The sequence below is a fragment of the Microvirga sp. Mcv34 genome (assembly GCF_024519725.1).
GTDB lineage: Bacteria > Pseudomonadota > Alphaproteobacteria > Rhizobiales > Beijerinckiaceae > Microvirga.
The window spans coordinates 112584-125487 of sequence record NZ_JALJRK010000003.1; the positions used below are offsets into that span (position 1 = coordinate 112584).

Sequence of the window (12904 nt, forward strand, 5' to 3'; positions counted from 1 at the left end):
CGCATCATTTCAGATCCGTTCGAGCCTGACGTAAATCCACCTAAGCCTTTAGATCCGTGCCGCAGGACGAGAGCTCGACTCCTGGGCTAGTCCGGAGGTCATGGGCTCGCCTCTTTCTTTGGATCGCTGCCGGATTCGCCAGGGACCTCCGTGTGCTCCCCGAGGGTCTCACGCACGTAGAGCTTCTTGACGAGCACATAGGCCACCACCGCGAGCGGGAAGCCGAAGATCAGGCCGAAGGCGCCGAACAGGGCGCTGCCGATCAGGATGGCGAACAACGCCAGCGCCGGCGGGATGCTGATGACGCTGCGCGCCACGAGCGGAAAGATGATGTTGCCTTCAACCTGCTGGATAGCAATGACCGCGAGCACCGTCCAGAGCGCCGTCTCTCCGCTCACGCCGAAGGCGATCAGGACGGCGGGCAGTGCCCCGAGGATCGGGCCGAGGAAGGGAATGAAATCGGCCAAGCCAGCAATGAGGCCGAGCGCGATGGCCGAGGGCAGGCCGATCAGCCAGAAGGCGATGGTCGAGAGGATTGCCACGCAGGACATCGCAATCAGCTGGGCCGTGAGCCACAGCTTCAGCGCCTGCCCCGACGCCTCCAGCGAACTCTCCACGCGGGCATGATGGCGCATGGGAAAGAGTTTGACGAAGCCTTGCTTGTAGAGACGTGGTGCGGCCGCGATGTAGAGGCCTGCGAGCACCACCAGGGCGAAATCGGCAAGCCCATTGAGAATCGCGCCGCCGATCCCCGCAAGGCGCGCCGCCATGCCGCCGACGGGTGCGTTGCTCATGATTTCGGACAGGTCATCGCTGACGGCGCCGAGGCCGAGCTGCTTGGCGAAGTTGTCGATGGCTAGGGGAAGTTGCTCAACCACGTTCGAGAATTGAGACCTTACCTGCGTTCCGAACAACGCGATGATGGCGAGGAACACTGCGAAGATGACGAGGGCGGCGACGGTCAGGCTCCAGCGTTCAGGAACCTTGAGATAATGCACGAGCGCATCCGAGGCCGCGTGCAGCAGGAGCGCCACGAGAACGGAACCGAAGGCGAGAAGGAGAACGTCCGACAGCTTCCACAGCAGGAGGGCTAACACGCCTATGCCGAGCACGATGAGAGTTTTTCGGACGAACTCCGCATCTCCCATAAATCCCCGCACGGAACGGTTCTGATCATCCATCGTTTACGCCTCACCTTTGACCTTGTGACAATCAAGGCGGCCGAGCTCGGTTCCCATCGCGTACGGTGATGTATAACTAGGTTAATACAAAAACCGTATTCTCAAATTGAGCAGCATCGATTTTAAGGAATTGGTCATTTTTGCGGAACGTATTTCGGTATCCAAGGTTATTGTGACATGGAGGGAATGGAAATGACCTCACAAGTCATCTGTTTTATTCTTGGCACTGTATTTCCGCTTGCCACGGTGGGGTGGTTGTTCGTCCACTGATGAACATCATCAATACTTTGCCGCCTGGAAGGCATGTGCCGGAATTTGCGTTTGAGTCCCGCGTAACGAAAAGCCCGCCTGAACCATCAGGCGGGCTTTTCGGTGCTTGTACGGCTTCGATCTTTACCGGATGACCTCCGTGCAGGCCTGATTGCCGCGGGTATCCACCGTGCAGGTCCGCTGCCTGATGGACCCAGTCGTCGCCGCATCCGGAACAACGACGACATGCGGGCTGGTTTGTGCCCTGGCGTTCTGCTCGGCGAGGCCGCCCGCGATGCCGCCGACCCCGGCCCCGACGACCGCGCCCACAGGTCCGCCGACGATGGCGCCGGTGACGGCTCCTGTCGCGACGCCCGCAGCCGTGCCCTCCTGTGCCGAAGCGATGTGGGGCACAACGAAAAGAGAAGCGGTTGCGGCAATGAAAGCAATACTACGCATAACTCATTCCTGCATCGGTAATATTCCGATGAAGAACGCCGGCGTTATGCTTCAGGTTCCGGAAACAGAGAGAAGATGCGGATTATTACTTTGTGGCGGCGGCCGCACGCTTGGTCAATTCTTTTCTTAATGTCTCTGGAAGATCGATCCCGGTCAGTCGCCACGTGGTGTTGCTCAGGCGAAGCGTCATCTTGAACTGCCGGTTCTTCGGCTCATCCACCGGGACCGGGATGGTAATCGAGCGAAAACCTTGCGACTCAGACAGGACGAATGTCCGCCAAGCTTTCTCGATGGACGCTGCATCGAGGCCCAGAGGGGTGAATATTCCGCTGCCGCCCGTCGCTGCCTCGTAACGCTGCAACTGCCCGTCGTCGAGGAGATCGAGGAGGGCGTGCGGTGTGATGAGTTCCTCGAGAACGGGGTTGAGCGTTGCAGTTCCGGCCTGTGCGGCCGTCTGCGGGTCCAAGCCGCCGAGATCCTGCGTCTTGAGAAATTGGCCCAGGATCTGTCGGGCCAGGGAGGCGCGAAGTGCGTTGAAGTTCACGCGCTCCGTGATCCGGTCCATGTCCCTGGCTTCAACGGCCTTGGCCAGGTCGTAGAGCGCAACGAAAGGCGAGACCATGAAGATGGCCCAGGCCAGAAGGATGAGAAAGCTGATCCGCAAAGTCCAGCGCATCGTCCAGGAAGTGCCTCTGAAGGGAAGGGAATTCTTGCCGTAGAGTTGAAGCCGTCAAGAACGATGCCTCGACGTGAACGACTTCATGTGGGGATCGCGCGGGCAACAAAAAAGGGCGACTGGAAGGTCGCCCTTTTCAGGATTGTCTTTGGTGAAGATCAGCCGCGGGCGCGGGCGCGGATCATAAAGGTGTCGTAGGCGTATTCGGCCACTTGGAACCAGAGATATTCTTCGTTCCGGAACGCCTTGACCGCGTCGATGATCTTCTTGAAATCGGCGTTCTTGGCCGAGACCTCATCGAAGACCTCGTTGGTGGCCTTGTAGGCGGCTTCGAGGATCTCCTGCGAGAACGGACGCAGCTGCGTGCCCGATCCGAGCAGGCGGCGCAGGGCGGCCGGGTTCCGGGCGTCGTACTTGGCCAGCATGTCATTGTTGGCATAGCCGGCGGCCGTGGTCAGGATTGCCTGATACGACTTGGGGAGTTCTTTCCACTTGGCCTGGTTGATAAAGAGGTGGATCGCGGGACCGCCCTCCCAGAAGCCCGGATAATAGTAGTACGGGGCGACTTTCGAGAAGCCGAGCTTCTCGTCGTCGTAGGGGCCAACCCACTCAGCGGCGTCGATGGTGCCGCGCTCGAGCGACGGATAGATGTCGCCACCGGGGATCTGCTGCGGCACGGCGCCGAGCTTCTGCATCACCAGGCCGGCGATGCCGGCGATACGGATCTTCAGGCCCTTCAGGTCCTCGACGGTCTTGATCTCCTTACGGTACCAGCCACCCATCTGCACGCCGGTGTTGCCGGCCGGCATGCCGTACATGTTGTGCTTGGCGTAGAACTCGTTCAGCAGGTCGTTGCCGCCGCCCTGATAGAGCCAGGCGTTCATCTGGCGGGCATTGAGGCCGAACGGAGCCGCCGTGCCGAGAGCGAAGGTCGGATCCTTGCCGAAATAATAGTAGGAGCAGGTGTGGCCCATCTCGATCGTGCCGTTGCCGACCGCATCGGCGATCTGAGGCTGGCCGACAATTTCACCAGCAGCGAAGGGCTGGATCTGGAACTTGCCGTCCGTCGCCTCGGAGACGAACTTCGCGATCACTTCGGCGCCGCCGTAGATGGTGTCCAGGGACTTGGGGAAGCCCGATTGCAGACGCCACTTCAACTCGGGCATGGACTGGGCGATGGCCGGAGCGGCCACGGCGGTCGCGGCGGCTCCAACCGCTGCGGCCTGCATAAACTGACGACGTTTCATTGCTTTTTTTCCTCTCTGGATCGTGACCTTCGTCACTTGCGCCTATTGACACTAAATTAGGTTGCGTTCGCAAGAAGCCTGACGGCTCTATCGACTAATGATCTATGCCCCTTGTGAAAACGTCCTCGCTCGTGCTCAAGAAAGCGGCACGTCGATTGTGCAGACGACCCCGTCGGGCTCGTAGTCCAAGCTGACCGTGCCGTTCAGCTCCCGGGCCAGACCATCCTGAATCAGCCGCGATCCAAAACCCTTGCGGGTCGGAGGTGTGACCGGCGGACCGCCACGCTCCGCCCAGCGCAGCGACAGGCGCGGACCGCTCGGACCGGCAAGGATTGACCAGGAGATACGGACGACGCCCGATGCGGTGCTCAGGGCGCCGTACTTCAGGGCGTTGGTGAAAAGCTCGTGCAGGATCATGGAGAAGCTGAGAGCCATCGGGGGCGAAATGCGAAGAGCCGGGCCTTCGGTTTCGACGCGGCTGCACTCCGCCTCGTCGGTCCGGTAAGGCGCGCATGCCTCCGTTAGGACGTCCGAGAATTCGGCTCCCTCCCACTTCTCCCGCGTCAGCACGTCATGAGCGCGGGCGAGGGCGAACAGTCGCGCCTCGAAGGTGGCGCAGGCGGACGGCAGAGGCTGAAGACTTTGGGTCGCAGCGCCGCGGAAGCTTTGCGCCGCAAGGGATTGGACCGTTGCGAGCGTGTTCTTCACCCGATGATTCAACTCGTTGAGCAGCAGACGCTGATGCTCTTCGGAACGCTTCTGCTCGGTGATGTCGATCTGAATTCCATCCCAGACGATCTTGCCGTTCGGCAGCCGGCGCGGCGCATCGACGATGCGCTGCCAGCGGATCTCACCGGTCTTGGCGTGGCGAATGGCGAACTCGATGTCGAGGGGTTTGAGTTGGGCATGCGCTTCCAGCTGCGCCCGATGGACGGACTCGCGGAACTCCGGGAGGATGAGATTGAAGAGAAGACTTTGATCGCCCGGGACCTTGTCCGCGGGGATGCCGTTCAACCGCTCGCAACTGGCCGAGACGTAGATGAAGCGACGGCCCTCAAAGCCGACGCCGTTATCCATCTGATAAACCATGCCGAGCGGGAGATTGTCGGCTAGAGCGCTGATCTGCGCCTGGCGCTCGCGCATTTCTTCCTCGGCGCAGTGGCGCTCCGTCCGGTCGCGGAAGCTGACGCCGAGGCCGCTCTTGAAGGGAAAGACGCGAAATTCCAGGTAGTGCCCCGGGCGGCCCACGGCTTCGGCCTCGAACACGTGAGGCTGTCCGGACGCGAGTACCTCTTCGTAGCGCCGCCTCAGCTCGGTGCCGCCGGATTGGGGGAACACATCCCAGATCACCTGGTGCAGCATGGAATGGCGAGGCTCGCCGAAATAACTTTCCGCCGCGCGGTTGATATAGCTGAAGCGCCATTGGTCATCGAGGGCGTAGAACGCGTCTCCGATGCCTTCCAGGACCACCGAGAGCTGAGCTTGGACCTTCGTTTCGATGGTATGGGCGAGGGCCTCTTGCAGGGCGCTGTCTGGGGCGCCCTTGAATTGCTCGGAGACAGAGGCGGCGAAGTCGCCGGTGAGCTGCTCCAGATCCACGGGTGAGGCCAATACGGTGCCGAGCATGTTCATTCATGAAACATAATCACGAAACCGAGATTAACGCAACGTTTCTACATTTCAATAAACAGGTGGCCATTCGGTTCAACCGGGTGCTTCGCCGGTTCCGATCGCGACCTCAAATTTGCCCGGTCCGCGCGGAATCAGGATTCCGGCTGGGCCTGGCCTTTGTCGAAGTTTGGGTTCTTCGGAATGCTGAAGGCTTCCGCGGCGCAGATCAGCATGAACAGAGCGATCACGCCGCCGATCTCGGCCACGCTCACCAGAATCGAAGAGGGGTCGCCCATATAAGCGAAAGCGCCCATGACGAGCGCGGAAACAGCAGCCCAAAAGATCATGGGCCTTCTCCCCTGCAAAGCTTGATGCGCACACATAACGGCCTAGGTCCCAATAAGTTCCTAAGGCCGGGCGAAAGATTCCCGAGACCTGCCGTAACGGCAAGGGAAAAATGCCCTAAATCCCGATCTTCGATAAACTATTTTCGAGTCGTTCGTTCCATGCGCCCGATCATTCGTCGGATCGTCCGAAAACTCGATGCTCCCGAGGCCTCGATCCTGGGGGATGCGCGAAAGGCCGCGCTGAAGCGCGAGGGCGACCAAGACGCCTTCCTGGCGCGCATTCCGGCCTTTCGGGCCATGGAACAGGAGCCGCCGGCGCACCCGCTTCCTTGGCCCGGCTCGTTGAGAATTGCGGCCCTCAATGCGGAACGCATGAAGGATCGACCGTCGGTTCGCCGTATGATGAGCCGAGCGGGTGCCGATATCGCATTGTTCAGCGAAGTCGATCTCGGCATGGCTCGGTCCGGCAACGTGCACAACATCCGCGATCTCATCACCGGAACGGGAGAGGGCTATCTCTACGGCGTCGAGTTCGTGGAACTCGATCTCGGTGATCGACAGGAGATGCGCGCCCATCCGGGCGAGCGGAATGTCTGCGGTCTCCACGGCAACGCCATCGTGAGCGGGCTGGCCGTCGAGGCCCCGCATCTGATTCCGCTCGAGGAGAACGGCCTCTGGTTTTTCGGCATCGACGGCGCGCAGCGGCGAATCGGCGGGCGGATGGCGCTGGCCGCGCGAGTCGCCGGGGCACCTTCGCCGCTCTGGATCGTCTCCACCCACCTCGAAAGCAAGACCGATCCGGCGGATCGCCAAGCGCAGATCCAGGCGCTTCTGCGCGCCCTCGATTCCGTCGCACGGAACGCGCCCTGCATTATCGGCGGGGACTTCAACACCAAGGCTCTGCCGCGCGGAGAGGATGAGCGGCGCCGCCTGCTCGAGGCGCCGGAGCGCGACGAGCCCTTGTTCGCCGACCTGCGCGACGCCGGATTTACATGGCGACACGCGAATCTCGCGCTGCCGACCCAAAACCCAGGTCCGACCAGCAAGCACGAGCCGCCGTTCGGAAAACTCGACTGGCTGGTGGTGCGCGGGCTCTCGGCGGCAAATCCGCAGATCGTGCCAGCGCGGGACGAGCAGGGCAGGGCCATTTCGGATCACGAGATGATCACGGTCGATGTGAGCTTTCCGTGAGTCGCGGGGCAAGCGTTCATGTATAGCTTCGCTTGCGATCCCGTTCCGAGGTGAAGCTTGAAATAAAGCCGAGTAACGAGCGTTTCAGGCATCTGATCAGTATTTTGATGCCCGATGGTAGAGACTGTGAGAGTGCGTCGGATGTTTTTGATTGATTTATCGTATGTTCTGATTTTGATCGCGCATGGACGCAACAACATCCGATGTTGCGTCGACTAGGAGAACTTTCCAGAAACGTCTTTCGGATGAGAACGGATTCGCTCCAGTGAAGCCGAGTCGGTCTGACGGTTGTGGACAAAGCGATCTTACGAGATGGGCATGGCGGCGCAAACCCTTGCCCTGCAACAATGTCCGTTAGTGATACACAATAACCTTGACAGCGTTACGGTCTTAGAGTACAAAACGTGAACACTGACGAAGTGTGAATGCAGCCCCCGCTTCACGGTTTCCGGTGTCCCTCCACCGCCCAGCGCCTCCGCCTGGGCGGTTTTTTATTGGCTCATTCCATGCCCAAGAGAATCGAAGTCACCGACGAACAGAGGCAGCAGGCCTGGGAGATCTATGCCCGCGAGCCGGGCAAGAATCTCCCGGACATCCAGAAATTTCTCGGCCTCAGCGCCAGCGGCTTCGTGCGGATGCGCCAGCGCTGGGGCTGGCCGTCTCGCCAGGTTGCGCTCAACGAAAACGCCTTAAGCAAGGCCGGCAAGAACGAGGGCGGCGTCGCGGGCCTTCACAAGGCCGCCGCGGCATCAGTCAACGATGCCGCGCGGGCTCTCGCCCAGGCGACCCGGGTTCAGATCGACGCGCTTATGGACGAACAGCGCACCGGACGCGCCAAGGATCACGACAAGACGGCCCGACGGCTCGCCTCCTATGCCAAGACGCTGGCGTCTGCCCGGGCCCTGCTCGAACAGGAAGGCTCACCGCTCGATGACAGCGAGCATCACGATAAACCACGACGCAGCCTCCACGAGCTGCGCGACGAACTTGCTCACCATCTTGACCGGGTTATCGCGGAAGAGGAGGCTCGCGGACGCGACGGCATCCTGGTCTGAACACGATTTCGAACAGGTGCTGCGCCATTGGCCGATCCGCTGCCGGCCCGAGCAGCGGCTGCCCGGCCTTGCGCGCAAGCACGATCCCTGGACGACCTGGCTCATCCTCGGTGGGCGAGGGGCGGGCAAGACCCGCACCGGCGCCGAGTGGGTGCGCGGCATCGCGCTTGCGCAACCCGACTTCGCCCATCAATCGTCGCGGCGTATCGCGCTGATCGGCGAAACTTTTTCCGATGCGCGCAACGTGATGGTGGAGGGGCCTGCGGGCATTCTCTCCATCCATGGGCGCCATGAACGTCCCGCCTGGTCGCCGTCCCTGCGCAAGCTCGAATGGGCGAACGGCGCGGTCGCGCATGTGTTCTCGGCGGAGGATCCGGATTCCCTGCGCGGCCCGCAATTCGACGCCGCCTGGGCCGACGAGCTCGCCAAGTGGAGGCACGTGGAGGAGACCTGGGACATGCTGCAATTCGGCCTTCGCCTTGGAGCGCATCCGCGCCAGATGGTGACGACCACACCGCGGCCGATCCCGCTCATCAAGCGCTTCCTCGCCGATCCCACAGTGGCGGTGTCGCGGGTGCGCACGTCCGACAATGCAGAGAACCTGGCGCCTGTCTTTCTCGATACGGTCATGCGCCGCTATGCAGGCACGCGTCTTGGCCGGCAGGAACTCGACGGAGACATCATCGAGGATCGTCCGGACGCCCTGTGGACCCGCGACGTGATCGAAGCGAACCGCGTCGCGTCCGCGCCGCCGCTCGCGCGCATCGTCGTGGCCGTCGACCCGCCGGCCTCCTCGTCGAAGCGCGCCGATGCCTGCGGGATCGTTGCAGCGGGCGTGGACGAGGACGGCATCGCATATGTCATGGAGGATGCGACCGCCGCGCACCTGAAGCCGCCGGAATGGGCCGCGAAGGCCGTGGCGCTCTACCGGCGCTTGGAGGCCGACGCGCTCGTCGTCGAGACGAACCAGGGCGGCGAGATGGCGACCGGCGTGATCCGTGAGGTCGATCCTTCCGTGCCCGTGATCGGCGTGCGCGCGACGCGCGGCAAGTACCTGCGCGCCGAGCCGGTCTCTGTGCTCTACGCGCAGGCCCGCGTTCGTCACGTGGGGGCGCTGCCGGAACTGGAAGACGAGCTGTGTGACTTCGGCCCTGGCGGTCTCACCTCAGGCCGATCTCCCGACCGTATGGACGCCCTCGTGTGGGCGCTCACCGACCTGATGCTGCGGGAGAAGCGCGAGCCACGGGTGCGGGTGTTGTGACGGGCGCGCCTCGAAGAAGCGCGATCACCGGCATGGGACCTCAGATCGCGTTCAGCGTGTCATGACGAGGCTTGAAAAACGCCCCAGCCGAAGCACTACGTTCACGCAAGTCTCCAGCCGGGGCGCCGTGACTCCCGTAGGGGCAAAAAACGGAGCCACGGTGCATAAGCTATGGGGTTTCACGCAATCCTCAACGTCTCCTGATGGAGTGAGTCTTTGGAGCAGCTCTCCCGGAAGGGAACACCTCTTTAGAGCCCGATGTCCCAAGCATCGCACACGGAACCGTTCGAGGGTAAGGGGCGGGCGATCATTCGCCTGGAGGCCGGGGCGGATGGCAGCCCATCCGTGCCGCTCCGCCCCGCCATCTGCCTCATGTCGTCCCGAATAGGAGAAGGGACGACAGAGCTCGAGAAACTGATGGTCGCGCCAGCCAAGTGGGGGGACCAACCTGGCTGGCGCGTGAATGTCGCTGGATGCCCCGCAACATCTGAAGACTACCTCATGGTCTGTGACCGTCCAATGACAACCCTGCAAAAATTGCCCGCTTCTTCGGCAACCCATGCGGAAGTTGTCGCCATTCTGAAACGCGCGAAGGCAGAGAGCGTCAGCGGCGTGTCGGACGGCATCCTCTACGTCATCACCGGCCTCGTGAGTCAGACGGCTTCTTCGCGACGATCAGAGTCTGATGGCGCTCACATTCCGCAATCTTTCCGCCGTCGTGGTGAGCCAGGATGAGATCGCCGCCTTGCTCTGGAGAAGCGCCTCGTCGCGAAGCAGGAGGTCTCGATAGACCGTTCCGTTCAGGAGGCTGAAGAGCACGATGGCGGGGATCGCGAAGCGCCATTGGAGTCCGATGGCGATGCAAAATCCCAGGACGAGTTCCACGAGAGTGGCTCCGGGAGCGACGAGCCAGGCATAGGGGACGCCCATGTCCTTCAGAGTCCACATGGCGTCATTGTTCTGGTTGAACTTGCTGATGCTGGGCAGCAGGAGAAAGGCGGCCAAGAGCAGCCTTCCGCTCAGAATGAATGTGCGCTGCATGGCCTATTCCGGCGATGTTTATGTTACAAAGTATCGAAACGTAGTCGCCGGGGCCCGTGCCGTCAATAGAGACGGCAAATTGTTGTTATTCAAGGAGATTGCATGTTGAAGGGATGGTCCAGGCGATTTCGCTCGCCGCCCGAAGCCAAGGCTTCGCGCGCGCAAAGCGCCGTCGCGCTCTATGTCGCCGGGCGCGCCGTGTGGACGCCGCGCGACTATGCGGCTTTGTCCCGCGAGGGCTTCCAGAAGAACGCCATCGTGCATCGCGCCGTGCGGCTCGTGAGCGAGGCGGCGGCGTCGCTGCCGCTGGTGCTCAAGAGCGACGACCGGGAGCTGTCGGCGCATCCGCTTCTCGATCTGCTCTCGCGGCCGAATGCGCGCGAGACCGGACAGCGCTTTCTGGAGAGCCTCTACGGCCACCTCATGGTGTCCGGCAATGCCTATGTGGAGGCGGTAAGCCTCGACGGTGCGCCGCACGAGCTCTACGCCCTGCGGCCCGACCGGATGCGCGTGGTGCCCGACGCGGACGGCTGGCCGGGCGCTTACGAATACGCGGTCGGCACGCAAACCGTGCGCTTCGCCATCCGCGACGACGACAACGTGCAGCCGATCCTGCATCTGACCCTGTTCCATCCGGCGGACGACCATTACGGCCTCTCGCCCATGGAAGCGGCCGCGACCGCGCTCGACATCCACAATGCGGCGGGCGCGTGGAACAAGGCGCTTCTCGACAACGCGGCGCGTCCCTCCGGTGCGCTCGTCGTCGGCGGCGCGACGCTCACCGACGCGCAGTTCGACCGGCTGAAGAGCGAGCTCGAAACCAATTATCAGGGCGCCGGCAATGCGGGCCGCCCGCTGCTCCTCGAGGGCGGCCTCGACTGGCGGCCGCTCTCGCTCTCGCCGAAGGACATGGATTTCGTCGAAGCGAAAGCGGCCGCCGCCCGCGAGATCGCGCTCGCCTTCGGCGTGCCGCCCCTGCTGCTCGGCCTTCCCGGCGACAGCACCCACGCGAATTACGCCGAAGCCAACCGCGCCTTCTATCGCCAGACGGTGATCCCGCTCGTGAAGCGCACGGCGGAATCGCTGGCGCACTGGCTCGCCCCCGGCTTCGGCGAAACCCTGCGCCTCGAACCTGACCTCGACGCCATCGAGGCGCTCGCCGATGAACGCGAAAGCCTCTGGCGCCGCGTCTCCGCGGCGACGTTCCTGTCCGACGACGAGAACACATCGGGTTCGCAATCCGGAAAAGGCCGGATCTTCGTCGGGACGTTCCGGGAAAGGCGCCTCGCGGCGTAATCGGACATTTCGTCCGCTTTTTCTGTTGACGCCCGGAAATTTTGTCCGCTAGTCTCCCTCGATCAACAGAGGGACACGACCCCATGAAGAAGACGTTCACGATCCGGCCGAACTCCTTCGGCTCCTCGCCTGTCACCATCCACGCCGAGAACGAGCGAGACGCGGCGATCCGCTTCGCCGAGACTGTCGGCCTGATCGCCGTCGATATCGAGATCCCTCCGCCGGCTCCGGATGCTCCGTTTCATCTGTCCTTCACAATCGGGACCGGCCGGAAGTTCGTCGCTTACGATGCTGCTATCGATCAGTAAGGAGCCGGGACGATGAAGCTCTATCGGATCTGGAATGATCTCGGCGAGAGCCAAGGGACCGAATATTTCGGCTCCATGAGGGAAGCTGAGCGCGGCGCTCGCGCTGTCCTGAATGGAGACGAGCAAACGGACGCCGTCGAGATCTCCCTCGTCGAGATCGTCCCTCTCACAAAAGCTAACCTGATCGAGATCCTCAACTCCTCCGGCGGACGCTGCGAAGCCTCCTCCGAAGTCGTGAAGACGATCCGTCGCAAGGGAGACCGATAGGATGATCCGCGCTACTGCCTCCGCCGGCGTCGCCTTCGCGGAACGCATGATCCGGGAAGGGGAGGTTTACGCCGAGGCCGTCCGCCGCTGGACGGAGGATCTCCGCTCCCGCCATGACGTCGCGGCCGTTCACTTCGACGACGGATGGATCGATCGAGAGAAGGGGAGCCTCGTCATCCCGTCTTATGCTCCCTTTGTCGGCCCGATCACCGTCGGATCCCTGATCGCGATCGGCTTCCCGGATAAGGCGACCCGCCTCGTCCGCGTGATCCGGATCGAGGAGAGCCTTCTCGGAGGCGGCCCCCGCTATTTCTTCGAGATGGTCGCCGATGCCGGATGATCTCGCCAGAGCGGCCGCCGCTCATTCGACAGAGGCTCATGTTCTCCTGTCCGTATCGAGGGAGCTTCGCGAGGCCGCGCGGCGCGTCCGATCGCTCGGAAATTACGAGATCGACTTTGGCGACGAGGCGGAGACGATCGCCAGGATCGCCGACAAGCTCGATCGGAAGCGGCGAGCCATCATGAAGGATCCGAAGTGATGCCTACTCTCCTCCTGAACTTCCTCGTCGCCTTCGGCTTCACGATCGCCGCGATCCTGACAGGGATCCCGGCCTTCGCGGGAAGCCGGATCGCGATCGTCCTCTTCGCCGGCGTCCTGATCGCCGGCTTCTTCACCCTTCACAAGCTGTCCAAAGGAGCGCCGAGATAATGGAGA

General features: G+C 62.4%; 16 protein-coding genes. 9 read left to right on the forward strand and 7 right to left on the reverse strand.

The window, feature by feature from the left end; genetic code table 11:
* Positions 1-98: 98 nt before the first annotated feature.
* From OC446_RS02880 to OC446_RS02905, 6 genes are all read right to left on the reverse strand, one after another.
* Positions 99-1181: an AI-2E family transporter gene (locus tag OC446_RS02880; RefSeq protein WP_262027536.1), complete on the reverse strand. Its 1083-nt coding sequence runs from the start codon at positions 1179-1181 to the stop codon at positions 99-101.
* Between the two features lie 393 nt (positions 1182-1574).
* Positions 1575-1889: a YMGG-like glycine zipper-containing protein gene (locus tag OC446_RS02885; RefSeq protein WP_262027537.1), complete on the reverse strand. Its 315-nt coding sequence runs from the start codon at positions 1887-1889 to the stop codon at positions 1575-1577.
* Between the two features lie 85 nt (positions 1890-1974).
* The gene (locus OC446_RS02890) at positions 1975-2565 is read right to left on the reverse strand and encodes a DUF2939 domain-containing protein (protein WP_262027538.1); all 591 of its coding nucleotides are present in this window, start codon (positions 2563-2565) and stop codon (positions 1975-1977) included.
* A gap of 158 nt (positions 2566-2723) precedes the next feature.
* Entirely contained in the window at positions 2724-3812 is a 1089-nt protein-coding gene (locus OC446_RS02895; protein ID WP_262027539.1) for a TRAP transporter substrate-binding protein, read from the reverse strand.
* A 135-nt stretch (positions 3813-3947) separates the two neighbouring features.
* Positions 3948-5438: a sensor histidine kinase gene (locus OC446_RS02900; RefSeq protein WP_262027540.1), complete on the reverse strand. Its 1491-nt coding sequence runs from the start codon at positions 5436-5438 to the stop codon at positions 3948-3950.
* Positions 5439-5575: 137 nt separating this feature from the next.
* Complete coding sequence (locus OC446_RS02905; protein ID WP_262027541.1) at positions 5576-5770, reverse strand: hypothetical protein; 195 nt, start codon at positions 5768-5770, stop codon at positions 5576-5578.
* Positions 5771-5929: 159 nt separating this feature from the next.
* Here OC446_RS02905 and OC446_RS02910 point away from each other — a divergent pair, with 159 nt between their 5' ends.
* The 3 genes from OC446_RS02910 to OC446_RS02920 all read left to right on the forward strand — a co-directional run bounded on the left by OC446_RS02910 (position 5930) and on the right by OC446_RS02920 (position 9277).
* Positions 5930-6961 carry an endonuclease/exonuclease/phosphatase family protein gene (locus OC446_RS02910; RefSeq protein ID WP_262027542.1) on the forward strand — a complete coding sequence of 344 codons (1032 nt, stop codon included), beginning with the start codon at positions 5930-5932 and terminating at the stop codon, positions 6959-6961.
* 506 nt (positions 6962-7467) lie between these two features.
* On the forward strand, positions 7468-8016 hold the full coding sequence (locus tag OC446_RS02915; RefSeq protein ID WP_262027543.1) for a hypothetical protein: 549 nt from the start codon (positions 7468-7470) through the stop codon (positions 8014-8016).
* 103 nt (positions 8017-8119) lie between these two features.
* Positions 8120-9277, forward strand: a complete 1158-nt coding sequence (locus tag OC446_RS02920) for a DNA-packaging protein (protein ID WP_410054994.1) — start codon at positions 8120-8122, stop codon at positions 9275-9277.
* 675 nt (positions 9278-9952) lie between these two features.
* On the opposite strand, the gene OC446_RS02925 is transcribed toward OC446_RS02920, so the two are convergent.
* Positions 9953-10318, reverse strand: a complete 366-nt coding sequence (locus OC446_RS02925; protein ID WP_262027544.1) for a DoxX family membrane protein — start codon at positions 10316-10318, stop codon at positions 9953-9955.
* 102 nt (positions 10319-10420) lie between these two features.
* On the opposite strand from OC446_RS02925, the gene OC446_RS02930 reads away from it, so the two are divergent.
* The 6 genes from OC446_RS02930 (at position 10421) to OC446_RS02955 (ending at position 12898) form a co-directional block, all read left to right on the forward strand.
* Complete coding sequence (locus OC446_RS02930) at positions 10421-11614, forward strand: phage portal protein (RefSeq protein WP_262027545.1); 1194 nt, start codon at positions 10421-10423, stop codon at positions 11612-11614.
* A gap of 83 nt (positions 11615-11697) precedes the next feature.
* On the forward strand, positions 11698-11922 hold the full coding sequence (locus OC446_RS02935; protein WP_262027546.1) for a hypothetical protein: 225 nt from the start codon (positions 11698-11700) through the stop codon (positions 11920-11922).
* A gap of 12 nt (positions 11923-11934) precedes the next feature.
* Entirely contained in the window at positions 11935-12189 is a 255-nt protein-coding gene (locus OC446_RS02940; protein WP_262027547.1) for a hypothetical protein, read from the forward strand.
* 1 nt (position 12190) lies between these two features.
* Positions 12191-12529 carry a hypothetical protein gene (locus OC446_RS02945; protein ID WP_262027548.1) on the forward strand — a complete coding sequence of 113 codons (339 nt, stop codon included), beginning with the start codon at positions 12191-12193 and terminating at the stop codon, positions 12527-12529.
* On the forward strand, positions 12519-12728 hold the full coding sequence (locus OC446_RS02950; RefSeq protein ID WP_262027549.1) for a hypothetical protein: 210 nt from the start codon (positions 12519-12521) through the stop codon (positions 12726-12728). The genes OC446_RS02945 and OC446_RS02950 overlap by 11 nt, the downstream gene beginning before the upstream one ends.
* On the forward strand, positions 12728-12898 hold the full coding sequence (locus OC446_RS02955) for a hypothetical protein (RefSeq protein ID WP_262027550.1): 171 nt from the start codon (positions 12728-12730) through the stop codon (positions 12896-12898). Before OC446_RS02950 ends, OC446_RS02955 begins: the two co-directional genes overlap by 1 nt.
* Positions 12899-12904 lie beyond the last annotated feature (6 nt).

Excerpts from the sequence above, each read along its gene's own strand:
- OC446_RS02925 (WP_262027544.1), bottom strand. The coding sequence starts at position 10,318 with ATGCAGCGCACATTCATTCTGAGCGGAAGGCTGCTCTTGGCCGCCTTT.
- OC446_RS02940 (WP_262027547.1), top strand. The coding sequence starts at position 11,935 with ATGAAGCTCTATCGGATCTGGAATGATCTCGGCGAGAGCCAAGGGACC.
- OC446_RS02910 (WP_262027542.1), top strand. The coding sequence starts at position 5,930 with ATGCGCCCGATCATTCGTCGGATCGTCCGAAAACTCGATGCTCCCGAG.
- OC446_RS02895 (WP_262027539.1), bottom strand. The coding sequence starts at position 3,812 with ATGAAACGTCGTCAGTTTATGCAGGCCGCAGCGGTTGGAGCCGCCGCG.
- OC446_RS02950 (WP_262027549.1), top strand. The coding sequence starts at position 12,519 with ATGCCGGATGATCTCGCCAGAGCGGCCGCCGCTCATTCGACAGAGGCT.
- OC446_RS02930 (WP_262027545.1), top strand. The coding sequence starts at position 10,421 with ATGTTGAAGGGATGGTCCAGGCGATTTCGCTCGCCGCCCGAAGCCAAG.
- OC446_RS02915 (WP_262027543.1), top strand. The coding sequence starts at position 7,468 with ATGCCCAAGAGAATCGAAGTCACCGACGAACAGAGGCAGCAGGCCTGG.
- OC446_RS02935 (WP_262027546.1), top strand. The coding sequence starts at position 11,698 with ATGAAGAAGACGTTCACGATCCGGCCGAACTCCTTCGGCTCCTCGCCT.
- OC446_RS02885 (WP_262027537.1), bottom strand. The coding sequence starts at position 1,889 with ATGCGTAGTATTGCTTTCATTGCCGCAACCGCTTCTCTTTTCGTTGTG.
- OC446_RS02890 (WP_262027538.1), bottom strand. The coding sequence starts at position 2,565 with ATGCGCTGGACTTTGCGGATCAGCTTTCTCATCCTTCTGGCCTGGGCC.
- OC446_RS02900 (WP_262027540.1), bottom strand. The coding sequence starts at position 5,438 with ATGCTCGGCACCGTATTGGCCTCACCCGTGGATCTGGAGCAGCTCACC.
- OC446_RS02955 (WP_262027550.1), top strand. The coding sequence starts at position 12,728 with ATGCCTACTCTCCTCCTGAACTTCCTCGTCGCCTTCGGCTTCACGATC.
- OC446_RS02880 (WP_262027536.1), bottom strand. The coding sequence starts at position 1,181 with ATGGATGATCAGAACCGTTCCGTGCGGGGATTTATGGGAGATGCGGAG.
- OC446_RS02905 (WP_262027541.1), bottom strand. The coding sequence starts at position 5,770 with ATGATCTTTTGGGCTGCTGTTTCCGCGCTCGTCATGGGCGCTTTCGCT.
- OC446_RS02945 (WP_262027548.1), top strand. The coding sequence starts at position 12,191 with ATGATCCGCGCTACTGCCTCCGCCGGCGTCGCCTTCGCGGAACGCATG.